Here is a 14,838-nt window from a genome sequence, read left to right as displayed (position 1 = left end):
CGTCCCTTCAGCCGGAGGTGGTGAAGTAGTCGACGTCGAACGTGGAGTCCGCGGGCGCGCCCGGACCGGTGAAGGTCAGGAACAGCGGCCCGCTCGCGGACCCGGTGAGGGTCGTGGAGACGGTCTGGAACGTCTCCCAGCCACCGGTGACGGGGACCGCGACCGATCCCAGGACGGTGCCGGTCTGCGAGCCCGACCGGATCTGGATCGCGCCGCCGGTGCCCGCCGAGGACACCGACGCGCTGAACGAGCGCAGCCCCGCCGTGTTCACCGACGCGTACCCCGCCCAGTCACCGGTGTTGATGTACCCGGCGGTGGTGCCGCCGCTGGCGTTCGCGTGCGGCGCGGGCTCCACGCCGCCGGTCGAGGTGAACGACTCGCCCTCGACGCGGGTGCCGCTCGTGGTGAAGGCGAACGAGTCGACGTCGAACAGGTTGCCCTGGCCCGTCACGCCCTTGAACACCAGGAACAGCGTCGTGGACCCGCTGGGCCGGTTGGTCAGCGGGGCGGTGACGTCGACGAAGGTGTCCCAGTTCCCGGTGTTGGCCACGGTGGCCGTGCCGAGCAGCGTGCCGGTGGCCGAGCCCGCCCGGACCTCCAGCGTGCCGCCGGGACCGCCGGAGGAGACCCGTGCGGTGAACGAGGTCGCGTTGCCCAGGACGTAGGGCTGGAAGGAGAGCCAGTCGCCGTTGTCGGTGTAGCCGACGGTCTTGCCACCCTCGGCGGTGGTGTGGTCGGCGACCTGGATCCCCTGCTGGGCCCCGAAGTGCTCGCCCTGGCGGTGCCGCGGCTGCAACACGCCGACACCGTGGGAGGTCAGCCCCGCGTTGTCGGTGTACTCCGCGTCGAAGACGCCGTAGATGTTCGCCGCGGCGTCGTGCTCGCCGTCGACCGGCACCTGGATCGAGCCGGAGCAGCCGGTCTTCTGGGTGATCTGGTGCCGGTGGGAGTCGTGGCCGAGCAGGTAGGTGACCTTGACCCGCGAGCAGTCGACCGCCCCGTCCTCGGGGTCGGTCACCGAGACCTGGAAGGGCACGGTGTCGCCGAACGAGAACAGCGCGCCGTCGCCGGGCACCTGGAGGTTCACCGTCGGGGCGGTGTTGCCCGCGGTGACCAGGACGCTCGCCGACCCGGTGAGACCGGTCGGGTCGGTCACGGTCAGCTTCGGCGAGTACGACCCGGCGGTGGTGTAGGTGTGCGACGGGTTGGCGGCGGTGGACGTGCCGCCGTCGCCGAACTCCCAGCGGTAGGTCAGGGCCCCGCCCTCGGGGTCGGCGCTGCCCGCCGAGGAGAACGCCACGGTGAGCGGGATCGCGCCGGACACCTTGTCCGCCGCCACCTTCGCGGTCGGCGGCCGCGGCGTGTTGCCCTTGTAGTCGATCCGGTACAGGGCCTGGTCGTTCGCCCCGGTCCCGTAGTCGAGCACGTACAGCGCGCCCTCCGGGCCGAAGTTCATGTCCATGACCTGGGTGCCGCTCCACGGGAACGCCTCGATCGCACCGCGCGACCCGTCGCCGTTGACGCCGATCGCCTTGATCCAGCGGCGGCCGTACTCGCCCGCGAAGTACTTGCCGTCCAGGGACTGCGGGAACTTCGTGGCCGAGTTGAGGTTGGCGTCGTAGCGGTACACCGGCCCGCCCATCGGGGACTCCGACCCGCTGCCGAACTCCGGCGGCGAGCCCTCGTCACCGGCGTACTTGATCCACGCCGCGCGCGGCACCGGCAGCTTGGCCAGGCCGGTGTTGCGCGGTGAGGTGTTGGTCGGACCGGTGGCGCAGTCGTACTTCGCCCCCGACGGACCGCTCGGGAAGGTGAAGCGGTTGTAGCTCTCGGTCGTGGTGTTCGACCCGGTGCAGTACGGCCAGCCGTAGTTGCCCGCGCTGGTGATCCGGTCGAACTCCACCTGCCCGCTGGGTCCCCGGTTCGCGTTGGTCACGCCCGAGTCCGGCCCGTAGTCGCCGAGGTAGACCACGCCGGTGGCCTTGTCGACGTTCATCCGGAACGGGTTGCGGAAGCCCATCGCGTAGATCTCCGGGCGGGTCTGCGCGGTGCCCGGCGGGAACAGGTTCCCGGACGGGATCGTGTACGTGCCGTCGGGTTGCGGCTTGATCCGCAGCACCTTGCCGCGCAGGTCGTTGGTGTTGCCCGAGGAGCGCTCGGCGTCGAACTGCGGGTTGCGGGTCGTGCGCTCGTCGATGGGCGAGTACCCGTCGGAGACGAACGGGTTCGAGTCGTCGCCGGTGGTCAGGTACAGGTTGCCCTGGGCGTCGAAGTCCAGGTCGCCGCCGACGTGGCAGCACTGGCCGCGGTCGTTCTGCACGGCCAGCACGACCTTCTCGCTGGCCAGGTCGAGCGTGTTGTCCGTCTTCAGCACGAACCGGGACAGGTGCAGCTCGCCCTTGAACGGGGCGAAGTCCGCGGCGGTGCCGTCGGTCGGCGCGTCACCGTCCGGTGTGGACAGACGGGGTGAGAAGTACAGGTACAGGTAGCGGTTCGCGGCGAAGTTCGGGTCCGCGACGATGCCCTGGAGGCCTTCCTCGTCGTGGGTGTAGACGTTGAGCTTCGCCGCGACCGTGGTGGAGTTGCCCGCCGCGTTGGTGACCCGGACTGTGCCGTCGCGGGCGGTGTGCACGACCGAGCGGTCGGGCAGGACGGTGAAGGACATCGGCTCGCCGAGCTTGGCCGAGCCCACGGCGAGCTGGACCTGTTGGTAGTCGGCCGCGGGGATGTCCGCCTCGGCGGACAGGGGTAGCAGCAGGGAGGCGGTCAGCAGGGTCGCGCCGAGCGCCCGCGCCCACACCACTGGGGGTTCGGACATGGCAGGGTTTCCTTCTTTCCGGCAGGGGGCATCGCCCGACGACGGCAGGGGTGCCGTTCGGGCGTTGCCGCGGGTGGTGCTCCGGTCGGTGCTCCTGAACGCGGCGTCGAGGTCGTCGACGGGGCGTGTCAGCGGTCTGGGGTGGTTCTTCCGGGTCGTGCGACGGCGAGGTCGCCGGGTCTGCCGGGTCTGCTCACGCGACCTCCTCGAGGCCGAGGCCGCGGAGCTCGCCGCGCACCCAGCCGAGCTCCGCGGCGAGCCCGGCGACCAGCCCGGCGTCACCGGTGGGCGCGTCGGGCAGGACCTGCCAGGTGTAGGTCTCGACCTCGACGTGGTCGGTCAGCGCCGTCGCGCCGCCGAACAGCTCCCGCAAGGAGGCGCGCAGCACCGGACGGGTGCTGCTCAGCGGCGGTCTCGGGTCGGCGTGCAGCGGGGCGTGGAAGTGCACCCGCCACGGCTCGTGGCCCGGCAGGCCGCCGCCGAGCGCCAGGTCGAGGTCGTCCGAGCCGAACGCCGCGCCTTCCCTGGTCTGGTGCAGGAACCGGGGTTCCACGAACGACGCCAGCGCGTACCGGGTGGACGGGTCGCGCGGGTTGCGGGCGTGCAGCGCGCAGGAGGCCTGCACCTTCACCACCGGCAGGCCCGCCTCCTCCAGCAGGTCGAACGCCTTCGCGGGCTCCTCGAACGCGACCGCGAGGTGGCAGGTGTCGACGCAGACGCCCAGCCAGTCGGTGTCCACGTCCGCGAGGTGCCGCACGGCCTGCCCGGTGTTCTCCACGACGCAGCCGGGCTCGGGCTCGAAGCCGACCCTGACCGGTCTGCCGGTCGAGGCGTCGACCTTCGCCAGCTCCAGCGCGAGCCGGTCGAGCTGGATGGCGGCGCGGGCGCGGTGCGCGGCGGTCCACGGGGTGCGCCAGCCCAGCGGCAGCGTCGACACGCTGCCGCGCGCCACGTCGTCGGGCAGCAGCCGGGCCAGCAGCCTGGCCAGGTCGACGGTGTAGCCGGTGCGCCGCGGGTCGGTCCAGTCCGGCAGGTAGACCGCCTGCTTGACCACCGGCGCGTGGAAGCCCTCGTACGGGAAGCCGTTGAGGGTCACCACCTCCAGGCCGCGGGTGCGCAGCTCGGCGCGCAGCCGGGCGACGGCGGCCCGGTCGGCGACCAGCTCGCTCGCCACCGGCCTGGCCAGCCACAGGCCGAGGCCGAGCCGGTCGACGCCGAGGCGTTCGCGCACCGGCTCGCCAAACCGGGACAGCTGCGCGAGCACACCGGCCAGGTCCTCGGCCGCGTGCACGTTGGTGCAGTAGGCGAGGTGGACGGTGGTGCCGTCGGCGTGCCGGAAGCGCACCTGCTCACCCCTGCCCTCGGCGCACGGAGCTGCCCTGGAAGCCCGCGGTCGGGTCGATGTCCACATCGGACAGTTCGAGGCGTCCGCTGCGGCCGTAGAACTCCACGGGGTTGCGCCACAGCACCCGGTCCACGTCGTCGGCGGTGAACCCGGCGTCGAGCATGGCCCGCCCGGTCTTCACCGTCTTCAACGGGTCGCTGCGGCCCCAGTCGGCGGCGGAGTTGACCAGCATCCGCGCGGTGCCGTGCTCGCGCAGGAGCACGACCATCCTGGCCTCGTCCATCTTGGTGTCCGGATAGATGGAGAACCCCATCCAGCAGCCGGAGTCCGCGACCATCCCGACGGTCAGCTCGTTGAGGTGGTCGACGACGACGAGCTCCGGGGCGATGCCGGACTCGCGGACCACGTCCAGGGTGCGCTTGGTGCCCTCGGCCTTGTCGCGGTGCGGGGTGTGCACCAGGACCGGCAGCTCGAACTCGACGGCCAGCGCGAGCTGGGCGGCGAACGCCTCGTCCTCCTCCGGCGTCATCGAGTCGTAGCCGACCTCGCCCACCGCGACCACGCCGTCCTTCACCAGGTAGCGCGGCAGCACCTCCAGCACGTCGGCGCAGCGCGGGTCGTTGGCCTCCTTGGGGTTCAGCGCGATCGTGCAGTGGTGCCGGATGCCGAACTGGGCCGCGCGGAACGGCTCCCAGCCCAGCAGCGAGTCGAAGTAGTCGACGAAGCTGCCCACCGACGTGCGCGGCTGGCCCTGCCAGAACGCCGGTTCGACGACCGCGCGCACCCCGGCGTCGTACATCGCCTGGTAGTCGTCGGTCGTGCGCGAGCTCATGTGCACGTGCGGGTCGAAGATGCGCATCTAGGCCTCCCCGGCGAGGATGGTCACGACGTCGGCGGGTACCGGACGTCCGGCGGCGGAACGTTCGTCGGCGAACGAGCGCAGCATCCCGCGCAGCTCGCCGTCCACCCGCACGGTGCCGATCTCCGCGAGCGGGATGCCCATGAACACGCACTTGAGCACGGCCTGCCGGTAGGCCGCCGGGTCCAGCCGCGCCAGCGCGTACGGGCCGAGCGCGGCGGCCACCAGCGTGGTGTCGTTGGTGCGCAACGCTTCCCGCACCAGCGGCAGGCCCGCGTCGCCGACCGGCAGCGCGGACAGCGCGGCCAGGACGGCCCGCTTCTCGGCCGGGTCGCCGTACCGGTAGAGGCCGGCGACCTCCTCGGCCAGCGCGGTCGCGGGCAGCGCGGCGAGCAGTTCCGCCCGCACGTCCGCCGCCGCGCCGGCACCACACCTGCGGCGCACCACCGGGAACAGCTCGCGGATGGCCGCCGGGTCGGCCGCGATCCTGCGCAGCGCCTCGGACTTCCAGTCGCTCATCCCCCACCCCCGTGGACCACCGGGGACGCCAGCGCAGCCAAGGCCGTGCCGACCGCCCTGCGCACCTGGCGCGGCACCGGATCGCGGGCCGCCACCAGGTGCGCCGGACCGGCGGTCGTCCGACGACCGCCGTGCGGTGCGCCCCCGAGCACCGGGGAGGGCGCACCGGCCTCCACCGCGACCGCGGCGGACAGCGCCGCGGTCGCGAGCCCGTACACGGCCGGTGTCCGCACCGGCACCGCGCGGGGCCTCACCGGTACGCCCAGTCGCGCAGCGCGTCGTACTGCGCCGCCAGGCCGTGCGGACCGGACCCGACCGGGTCCTTGAAGAAGAACCCCAGCGCCTGCACCGGACCCGGCTCGTCGGCGACCGCCATGAACCGCGCCAGGTCCAGCACCAGCGGCGCGCCCAGTGCCGGGTCGCAGCCCTGCCAGGTGACCTGCAACGTCATCCTGGTGCCCAGGAAGCCCTCGAACAGCACGTGGTCCCAGGAGGTCTTCCAGTCGCCGAGCGCGGGCACGTGGTCGATGTGCACCCGCCCGTCGACCCGGTCGCCGAGCTCCCCCTCCAGCGCGCGCTGCTTGGCCGCGTTCTCGCTGGCCGCCGCGGCGGGGTCGGCGAGGGTGGCCCCGTCGCCGCCGCCCAGCAGGTTGGTGCCCGACCACGACACCACGTCCAGCGCGCGGCGGGCGAACATCGGCGCCAGCACCGACCGCAGCAGGCTCTCGCCGGACTTGCCGTCCCGGCCCGCGTACGGCACGCCGATCACGTGGGCGAGCTCGTCCAGCGCGGGCAGCCACGCGCCGGTCGACGGGGTGAAGTCGACGTAGCCGCAGCTCGCCCGCATCGCCGCGTAGGCGTAGAGCGAGCTGGCGGGCAGGGAGTGCAGCGCCCGGTCCAGGTCCGCCAGGTAGTTGTGGGCGGGGTGCGGCGGGCACGCCGGTTCGGTGGACGCCACGTTGACCACCACCACCCGCTCGACCCGGTTGCGGCGCCGGAACGAGGCGATGTCGCCGATCAGCCTGGCCGGGTCGCGGGTGGCGCCGTCGCGGATCTCGCCCTCCGCCACGGTGAGGTCGGTCCACACCAGGTCGGCGAGCCGGGCCGGGATCACCCCGCCCCGCACGAGCTGCTCGACCCGGCGCACCAGCGGGGTGTCGACGATGTCGTGGCCGCCGAACACGAGCTCGCCCCAGCCCGGCAGGCCCGCCTCGGCGAAGTCGGGCAGGTCGCTGACGCACCCGGTGGGCGGTGCCGCGCCCGCCCGCACCGCGGCGGCGCCCGCGATCGCCGTCGTGGCAACGGATCCCCGCGCCCCGATGAGCCACACCCCGGTCCTGGCCATGGTCCTCCCTACGTCCGTCGCACGGCGGACGGCGGTCGCGGCGGAGCGTGGCCGTTCACCCGCTGCTCCTGGCCGCGGACAGCAGGGGCACCAGCGCGGGGTCGTCGAGCACCGCTTCGAGGGCGACGTTCGCGCCGCCCCGCGACGCCGCGGCGAACCCCAGCCGGGACAGCTCGACCCGGCAGCCGCCGATGTCCGGCGCGATCACGCGGGCCCGCAGCTCGGCCGTCATCGGGCCGAGCAGGAACGGGCCCAGGGAGGCGAAGTAGCCGCCGAGGACGACCACGCCGGGGTTGAAGACGTTGATCAGGATCGACGCCCCGACACCGAGTCCGGCACCGACCTTCCCCAGCGCGTCGAGCGTGCGCCGGTCCCCGGTCTCCGCGCGGCGGCGGATCATGTCCATCCGCTGCTCCAGGTCCAGCGACGGGTCGCTGACCGGGTCGTCCGCGTCGGCGGCGAGCCGGAGCATCCCGGCCATGCCGACCAGCGTCTCCCAGCAGCCCCGCCGTCCGCAGCCGCAGTCGGGGCCCGCCGGGTCGAGCTGGATGTGGCCGATCTCGCCGGAGAACCCCTCAGCGCCGCCGAGGAGCCGCCCGCCCACGATCACGCCGCCGCCGACGCCGATCTCGCCAGCCAGGTAGACCAGGTCGGGCGTGCCCGCGACGCCGCCCATCGCGTACTCGCCCAGCGCGCCCAGGTTCGCGTCGTTGGCCATCCGGACGGGCATCGGGTACCGGGCCAGCAGCCCGGCCAGCCGGTCGGTCATCCCGCGCACCACCGGCACGTCGCGCCAGTGCAGGTTCGGCGCGAACGCGACCACGCCGCCCTCGACGTCGACCAGCGCGGGGATCGCGATCGTCACGCCGACCGGGAGCACGCCGCGTCGCGCGCATTCCCTTACCGCGCGGGAAGTCAGCTCCGCGACGGCGTCGAGCACCTCCTCCGGGGGCAGCGCCTGCACGTCGAGCGCGACCCGCTGTTCGAACAGGACGGTCTTGGTCAGGTCGAGCACCAGCGCGGTCAGGTAGTCGACGTTGATCTCCACGCCGATCCCGCCGACCCGGCGGCCGTCCAGCTCGACACCGCGCCCCGGTCGCCCGACCGACCCGGCCCGGTGCGGCTCGCCCTCGCGCACCAGCCCGCGCTCGACCAGCTCGGCCACCAGGCTGGACACCGTGGCCTTGTTCAGCCCGGTGTCCGCCGCGATGCCCGCGCGGGAGCGGGAGCCGCGGGCGCCGAGGTGCCGCAGCACCAGCGCGAGGTTGCTCCGGCGCACGGCGGCCTGGTCGGCGGGCTGGCTGGTGGGGAGGGATCTGAGGGCCGGTGAAGGGTGCACGGACACCGCCGGGTTCGTCTGTCGGATCAACGAATCGAGCCACTCGAACACGTGTTGAGCGTCGGTTTCCTGCCGGTAACGTCCGATGAATTAAGGCGCAGTGGAACGCTCCCAGGCAACAACCTGCATCCCCAAGTCCCACTAATGGACTAGTTATTTAGTTTGCTGGCCAGCCGAAATCGTCCTCTGCCGCGGCTTGCTAGCCCAACCGGACCAGCAGTTGTTGCTACGCAAGAAAGTTCCGGTCGTCGGAGCGCTTGACGCGACTGTCGCGACGGACTATGCGGTCCATTTAGTTCGCGGCCTGGACTAATTCCGCTCCCCTCTCCCGCGCGCATTCACGACGGGGGTTCCGCCGCGTTCCCGACCGAACGGCACGCCGGTCCCGACCGACCGCCCCGCCGACCACGCCGACCCGTCGGACACCTCGGCCGGCGGGGCTCGGGACGGCTCCGGCCGGCGGCCCGTCGCCGTGACGAATCGTCGGGGCGGCGCCCGCGGGTCGACCGCGGTGTCCGTTCCGGACACCGGACCGGCCCGATCGCGGGGCGCGACGACCGGCCACCGATTCGCCCCGGCGTGGCCAGTGGTGATTCACCAGGTCACGGCCGAGTTCGCCCCACCGGGGGCGGGCCCGGCGGACCTGCGCGGCTCAGCCCCTGGTCAGACGGCGTCACAGGTGGTAAAAAACGTCGTGTCGATTGCTCCACCCGAGGTCACGGCACACCCGGAAAAACTGGTCCGAACTAATGGCCCACACCCTGCGTATCTCTCCTAGACACCGGCGTACCACTTCTTCACCCGGTTGTGGCACGATTCCGGCCACCACTCGCGCCGGACGCGCATGACGGAAGGAGCCAGGTGAACGCCCGTACCGAACAGGTCGACGACCTGCAGCTCGTCGCGCTACCCAGCGCGGTGAACTGCGCCGAGCTCTTCGCGCGGTTCTCCTTGGCCGAGTGGTCGTTGCGGCCGATGCAGGACGAGGCGGCCCACGTGCTCGGGCACCTGGTGGCGTCCGTCGTGGACACGGCGAACCACCGCGCGCCCGGTTTCATCACGCTTCGGTTGCGGTTGTCGGGCAACATGCTGATCCTCGAGGTCGAGATCGACCCGTACGCGCCGAAGCCGTCGCCGACCAACGCGCTCAAGGGCAGGCACGCGGGCGTGCTGCAGCTGGACGACGGGTGCACGCTGCTGTGGTGCGAGCTCCCGCTGCCGCGCGGCATGACCGCCTCGGCCGTGCCGCTGCCGCGCCGCGAGCCCCGCAGGTCGCCCGCGGCCGAAGGGCTGCCGCCGGAGGCCACCGAGGTGGACCCGCAGGTGATGGAGCGGCTGCTGTACGGGCTCGGCGGGTCGCAGGGCTGGCAGGCCGACTAGGTCTTCGCACGACGGCGTCGAGTGCCCGTCCCGCACGCGGGATGGGCACTCGCGCGTCCGGGGTCAGCCGCGGACCGCGTAGCTCTCCAGGTGGGCGGCGGCCGTGTCGGCACCGCCCGCGGCGTGGAAGGCGGCCCTGATCCTGGCCGCCTCCCGCCGGTAGGACGGGTCGTCGAGCAGCGCGTCCAGCGCCCGGCCGATGTGCCGGGCCCCGGCCAGTCCGAAGCGGAGCTGGATGCCCGCGCCCACGGCCTCGACCTGGGCGGCGACGATGGGCTGGTCGTCGCGGATCGGCGCGACCACCAGCGGCAGCCCGTGGTCCAGCGCCTCGCACACGGTGTTGTGGCCCGCGTGGCAGACCACCACGTCCGCCGAGCCGAGCAGCTCCAGCTGCGGGACCGCGGGCAGCACGATCACGTCGTCGTCACCCGCGGTGGTGCCGGTGGGGTCGACGACCACGGCCTGCAGTCGTGCCGACCTCTCCCGCACGGCGGCGACCGCCTCGGCCAGGAACCGGGTGCCCGCCCCGACGCTGATGGTGCCCAGGCTGACCAGCACCAGCGAGCGGTGCGGGTCCAGCCGGTCCCACGGGAAGTCCACCTCGGCCGGTCGCGGGTGGATGGACGGGCCGACGTAGGCGATCGGCTCCGGCCGCGGGACGGGACCGACCATGTCCTCCGTCGTGTAGGCGAGGACGAGGTCCGGTGAGTAGCGCAGGTCGGTGGACGGGCCGCCGTACTCCTTGCGCAGCCCCTCGAACAGGCCCGCCAGCCAGTCCATGACCTTCGGGAGCCCGGCCTCCATGTCGATCAGCTCGGCGGGCGTGGTGGCGGAGGTGGCCCACCGCAGGCCCGCCGCGCCCGCGACCAGCGCGCCCGCGAGGGCCTGCTGGTCGGCGACCACGACGTCCGGGGTGAAATCGCTTACCGCCTTGCGCACGCCGGGGACCATGGCGTGGGCCAGCGGTTCGAGCAGCTCCTCCCACATGACCTTGATGGAGCGCATGCTCCGCACCTCGGGGCCGCGTTCGCTCCACCGGGCGGCGGCGGGCGGAACCGCGCAGTCGTACACCACGGCGTCGGGGCCCAGGATCGGGCGCAGCAGCGGGGCGTACCCGGCCCAGGCGACCTGGTGGCCCTGTTCCACGAGCTTCGCGGCGACCCCGATGGTCGGGTTGACGTGCCCGGTCATCGGCGGGACCACGAAGAGGAAGCGCTTGGCCGTGCCGTCGCCGCCGGAGGGCGGGGCGGGGTGCGTGGTCGGCGGGTACGCGGGCGGGGCCGTCGGCGGCACGTCCGCCGGGGCCGAGCGGAGCTGGTCGACGACCGCGTCCACAAGGGACCCGACCTTCAGGTCGACCAGCTCGGTCATCTCCAGGCCCCGCAGGTACGCGAAGAGGTCGACCCGACCGCCGTAGTGGGCGCCGAGGTGGCCCAGCAGCACCGGGAGGTCGGTGCCGATGCTCTCGAACTGGAGGTCGGTGTGCAGGTCGGTGTCCCTGGTGACCGAGTCGGCGGTGACGCCGTAGTCGCCGAGGACGCGCACGAGGATGTCGGCTACTTCGCGGTGCACGGCTTCGGGATCCACGGTGCTCGCCATCTGGTCCTCCGGGTGGGTGGGGGAAGTGGGGGTCGACGCGGTGAGCACCGGTCGGTCGTCGGTCGGGTCGACCACGTGCCAGCGGCCGCGGACGGGGTCTCCGTCTATGCGGCTGGTGGCCGATGGCGGGCCGTGCGGGATCAGGCGGGTCAACCGCAGCAACGGGCCCGGTCGGACGCGCAGCACCGAGCGGACGATGTTCTCCACCGCCGCCAGCGGGAGCGCGAGCGGCGGGGTCAGCGGCACGGTCCACAGGTCGGCCGGGCAGGGCTCGCGGACCAGCGCGGTGCGGTTCTCCGGACCGCCCTCGTGCCAGGTCGCGACCGGGATGACGGCGCCGAGCCAGCGGACCGGGGCCGAGGCCGCCGAGTCGCGGGCCGCGCGCACGGCGACCGGCGCGGCCGAGTCGTCGTCGGGCTCGTAGCCCAGCCGCAGCCGGGCCACCGGGCCGAGGCCGAGGCGTTCGAACAGCACGTCGACCACCGGACGGCCGTCCACAGTGGACAGCGCCGTCGTGCGGCGCAGCTCGACCGCTCCCCCGTCCAGCCGCATGCCGTCCAGGCACACCGACACGTCGCCGATCCACGACACCCTCGGCTCGTCACCGGCCGGGTGCACCCACACCGCCGAGGCGAGCGCGTTCTCCAGCAGCGCGCCGACCGGGACCGCGGGCTCGCCGGAGACGGCGAAGTCGGTCAGCACCGGGGCGCTGGTGCCGTCGAACCGGACGTCTGCCACCAGCTCGGCGCCGGGCCGGTAGCTGACCGGGGTGCCGAGGTGGAAGATCCGCGGGTACACGGCGGCGAACTCGGGGACCTCGCGGTGCAGCGGGAAACCCCGCACCTGCACCGGGTTCAGCGCGCTGCCGAGCGCGCCGAGGAACGTGACCTCGCCGTGGGCGGGGGCCAGCAGCTCGTCGACCCAGCGCCGCACGCCCTCCTCGGCGCCGATGGCGGTCATGTACCGGACGGCGGCGTCGTAGTTGGTGATCAGCCCCATCCGCTCCCACGTGGGCCAGCACAGCGTGGAGACCGGGAACCCGGCCCGCGCGTCGGCCCACAGGCCGAGCCTGGTGAGGCCGTCGTTGGCGGCGGCGTAGGCGATCTGGCCGACCATGCCGCCCAGCCGCCCGCTCATGGACCCGGTGTTGGAGAAGAACTTCAGCGGCCGGTCGCGCAGCGCGGCGAACAGGTGGACGAAACCGTCGACCTTGGTGGCGATCGTGCGCACGATGTCGTCGTCCGACAGCCGGGGCAGCCTGGTGGCGGTGTCCACGCCCGCGTTGTGCACGACACCGGACAGCGCGGGACCGAGCCGGGCGAGCAGGTCGTCCACCTGGGCGCGGTCGGTGAAGTCGCACACCTCGTAGTCCAGCCGCAGCCCCTCGGCGCGCGCCGAGGCCAGGTTCGCCGCGAGCAGCCTGCGCTGCGCCATCCTCGTGGTCTCGGCGCGGACGGCCGCCAGCGACCCGTCCGCGCTGGCCCGGATCCACAGGTCCCGTTGGTGCGCCTTGAACTCCTCGTCGTCCAGCGCGCTCCACGGCTCGTCCCGGCCGGGCAGCGGGTGGCGCCCGGTGACGACCACGCGGCACCCGTGCGCGGCGGCCAGGCTCGTCGCGGCCGCGAACCCGATGCCGCGCCCGCCACCGGACACCAGCACCACGTCCGACTCGTCGAGCCGGATCGTCGGCTCGACGCCGTCCTCGCGGCGCGGGGCGAGGGTGTACCGCACGCCGTCGGAGTAGCCCACCTCGTAGGCCCCCCACCGGTACAGCTCGCGCAGCAGGACACCGGGCAGCGCGTCGACGTCGGCCGGGTCGATGTCGACGACCTTGGTGTTCAGGTTGGGCAGCTCCTGGTGCAGCGTCTTGGCCAGCCCCGCCCACAGCCCACCCCACGGCCGGTCGCCCGCGTCCCGGTACCCCATCCGCCCGCCGAGGTAGGTCACGGCGACGTAGCAGGTCCTGGCCGCGTCGGTCTCCTCCGCCCAGGCGTCGTAGCACCCGCGCAGCGCGCCGATCGTGCGCAGCAGCGCGGGTCGCCAGTCGTCGTCGATCCCGCCGTCGGAGGTGAGGTCGACGACCCCGTCCGGCCGGTCGTCGGCGTCGCGCAGGTGGCCCGGCTCGACGAGCACCGCGCCGTGCTCGCGCAGCGCCGCCCCGACCGCCTCCACCGACTCGTCCGTCCCGCCGATGAGCAGGATCCGCTTGCCCGCCAACAGCTCCGACGGCCGCGCGTCCGGCATCGGCGTGCGCCGCGGGTGCCAGACGAACCGCCGGGTGCTCATGACGACACGCGCGTCGCGGTCATCAGGACGTTCGGCACGGGGCGCAGCGACGCCTTCGGCCAGATGCCGGTCGGCCTGCCGGGCGTCAAATCCATCCGCACCCGCTGGACGACCGTGGCGACGACGAGCTGGACCTCCATCAACGCCGCCTCGAAACCGATGCACTTGCGGGCTCCGCCTCCGAACGGGTAGTACGCGTACTTCGGCCGGTCCCCGTCCTGGTGGGCCGGGCAGAACCGCCGCGGGTCGAACGCCTCCGGGTTCTCCCACAGGCTCCGGCTGTGCTGCGTCGCGTAGGACGACAGCAGCACCGAGCTGCCCGCGGGGACGTGGTAGCCGCCGATCGTGTCGTCGGCCACGACGTCGCGTGGATACGACCACACCGCGGGGTACAGGCGCAACGACTCCGCCACCACGTGTCGCAGGTGATCGAGGGCGGGTAGGTCCTCGACGGTCGGCGTCCGTCCACCCAGGACGGTCGCCAGCTCGGCCTCCAGCCCGCGGCGCACCTCCGGGTGCTGGGAGATCGCGTGCAGCGTCCACACGATGCTGCACCCGGTGGTCTCGTGCCCGGCCAGGAACAGCGTCTTCAGCTCCGCCAGCACGGCCTCGCGCGGCCACGGCGCGCCGTGCTCGTCGCGGGCCGCCAGCAGCGCCGACACCACGGTGTGCTCCTGCACCTCGCCGCGCACGTGCCGCTCGACGACGTCGTCCAGCACCCGGTCGAGGGTCGCGCGGTGCGCGGTGGACGTGCGCCGGTACCTCGTCGGCACCCAGCGCGGCAGCAGCTGCGACACCGACCCGCTGCGCAGCACCGCCTGCATGGCGAACAGCGTGGCGGGCTGCAGCTCGGCGGAGTGCGGCCGCAGGTCGACGCCGAGGAACATCTTCCCGAACACGCCCATCGCCAGCGTCATCACGCCGTCGGTCACGTCGACCGGGTCGCCGCGGTCGGCGGCGGCCTCCCACTGGTCGACCAGGTCGGAGGCGCACTCGGTGATGGCGGGCGACTTCTCCACCAGCCGGGGCTTGTGGAAGAACGGCTGGCTGACCTGCCTGCGCTCGCGCCACTCCGCGCCGTCGGTGGTGAGCATGCCGCGCCCGAAGAACAGGTCGAAGTTGCCGTAGAACTTGCCGCGCACGTAGTTCTTCGCGTTGTCCTGGAGGATGTGCTTGACCGCGGCCGGGTCGCTGACCAGGTGCACCACGAACGGTCCGAGCGAGATCCGCACGACCCCGCCGTACTCCTGCTCCAGGCCCGTCACGAACCCGATCGCGTCGCGGTCGAACCGCCGCAGCTGGCTGCCGCTGGGGCCGGGCGCGATCACCTGTTCTGCCACCGGGTTCT

General features: G+C 73.2%; 10 protein-coding genes. 1 reads left to right on the top strand and 9 read right to left on the bottom strand.

The genetic code is table 11. The annotated features are described in order from the left end of the window. Positions 1-7: 7 nt before the first annotated feature. From CLV43_RS31885 to CLV43_RS31855, 7 genes are all read right to left on the bottom strand, one after another. Positions 8-2,818 carry a carbohydrate-binding protein gene (locus CLV43_RS31885; protein ID WP_106191792.1) on the bottom strand — a complete coding sequence of 937 codons (2,811 nt, stop codon included), beginning with the start codon at positions 2,816-2,818 and terminating at the stop codon, positions 8-10. Between the two features lie 193 nt (positions 2,819-3,011). Beyond that, positions 3,012-4,163 carry a metabolite traffic protein EboE gene (gene eboE / locus CLV43_RS31880; protein WP_106191791.1) on the bottom strand — a complete coding sequence of 384 codons (1,152 nt, stop codon included), beginning with the start codon at positions 4,161-4,163 and terminating at the stop codon, positions 3,012-3,014. A gap of 4 nt (positions 4,164-4,167) precedes the next feature. Continuing rightward, positions 4,168-5,022: a TatD family hydrolase gene (locus tag CLV43_RS31875; protein ID WP_106191789.1), complete on the bottom strand. Its 855-nt coding sequence runs from the start codon at positions 5,020-5,022 to the stop codon at positions 4,168-4,170. Beyond that, the gene (locus tag CLV43_RS31870; RefSeq protein WP_106191787.1) at positions 5,023-5,541 is read right to left on the bottom strand and encodes an EboA domain-containing protein; all 519 of its coding nucleotides are present in this window, start codon (positions 5,539-5,541) and stop codon (positions 5,023-5,025) included. It abuts the gene before it with no gap. Next, positions 5,538-5,795, bottom strand: a complete 258-nt coding sequence (locus tag CLV43_RS31865; RefSeq protein ID WP_146174973.1) for a hypothetical protein — start codon at positions 5,793-5,795, stop codon at positions 5,538-5,540. Before CLV43_RS31865 ends, CLV43_RS31870 begins: the two co-directional genes overlap by 4 nt. Continuing rightward, a complete protein-coding gene (locus tag CLV43_RS31860; RefSeq protein ID WP_106191784.1) occupies positions 5,792-6,886 on the bottom strand; it encodes an inositol-3-phosphate synthase in 1,095 nt (364 codons plus the stop codon). The genes CLV43_RS31865 and CLV43_RS31860 overlap by 4 nt, the downstream gene beginning before the upstream one ends. Before the next feature lie 55 nt (positions 6,887-6,941). Continuing rightward, a complete protein-coding gene (locus CLV43_RS31855) occupies positions 6,942-8,231 on the bottom strand; it encodes an ROK family transcriptional regulator (RefSeq protein WP_211304642.1) in 1,290 nt (429 codons plus the stop codon). Positions 8,232-9,086: 855 nt separating this feature from the next. Here CLV43_RS31855 and CLV43_RS31850 point away from each other — a divergent pair. Then, positions 9,087-9,605, top strand: coding sequence for a histidine kinase (locus CLV43_RS31850; RefSeq protein WP_106191782.1), 519 nt, complete (start codon positions 9,087-9,089; stop codon positions 9,603-9,605). Positions 9,606-9,668: 63 nt separating this feature from the next. On the opposite strand, the gene CLV43_RS50350 is transcribed toward CLV43_RS31850, so the two are convergent. Together CLV43_RS50350 and CLV43_RS31840 are read right to left on the bottom strand one after the other, a co-directional pair. After that, the gene (locus tag CLV43_RS50350) at positions 9,669-13,490 is read right to left on the bottom strand and encodes a KR domain-containing protein (protein WP_106191781.1); all 3,822 of its coding nucleotides are present in this window, start codon (positions 13,488-13,490) and stop codon (positions 9,669-9,671) included. Next, positions 13,487-14,830, bottom strand: a complete 1,344-nt coding sequence (locus CLV43_RS31840; RefSeq protein ID WP_170156103.1) for a cytochrome P450 — start codon at positions 14,828-14,830, stop codon at positions 13,487-13,489. The genes CLV43_RS50350 and CLV43_RS31840 overlap by 4 nt, the downstream gene beginning before the upstream one ends. Positions 14,831-14,838 lie beyond the last annotated feature (8 nt).

Origin of the sequence: Umezawaea tangerina, from assembly GCF_003002815.1 — a bacterium.
In the GTDB taxonomy this organism is placed as follows: domain Bacteria; phylum Actinomycetota; class Actinomycetes; order Mycobacteriales; family Pseudonocardiaceae; genus Umezawaea; species Umezawaea tangerina.
This window is presented reverse-complemented; position numbering and strand designations above follow the sequence as displayed.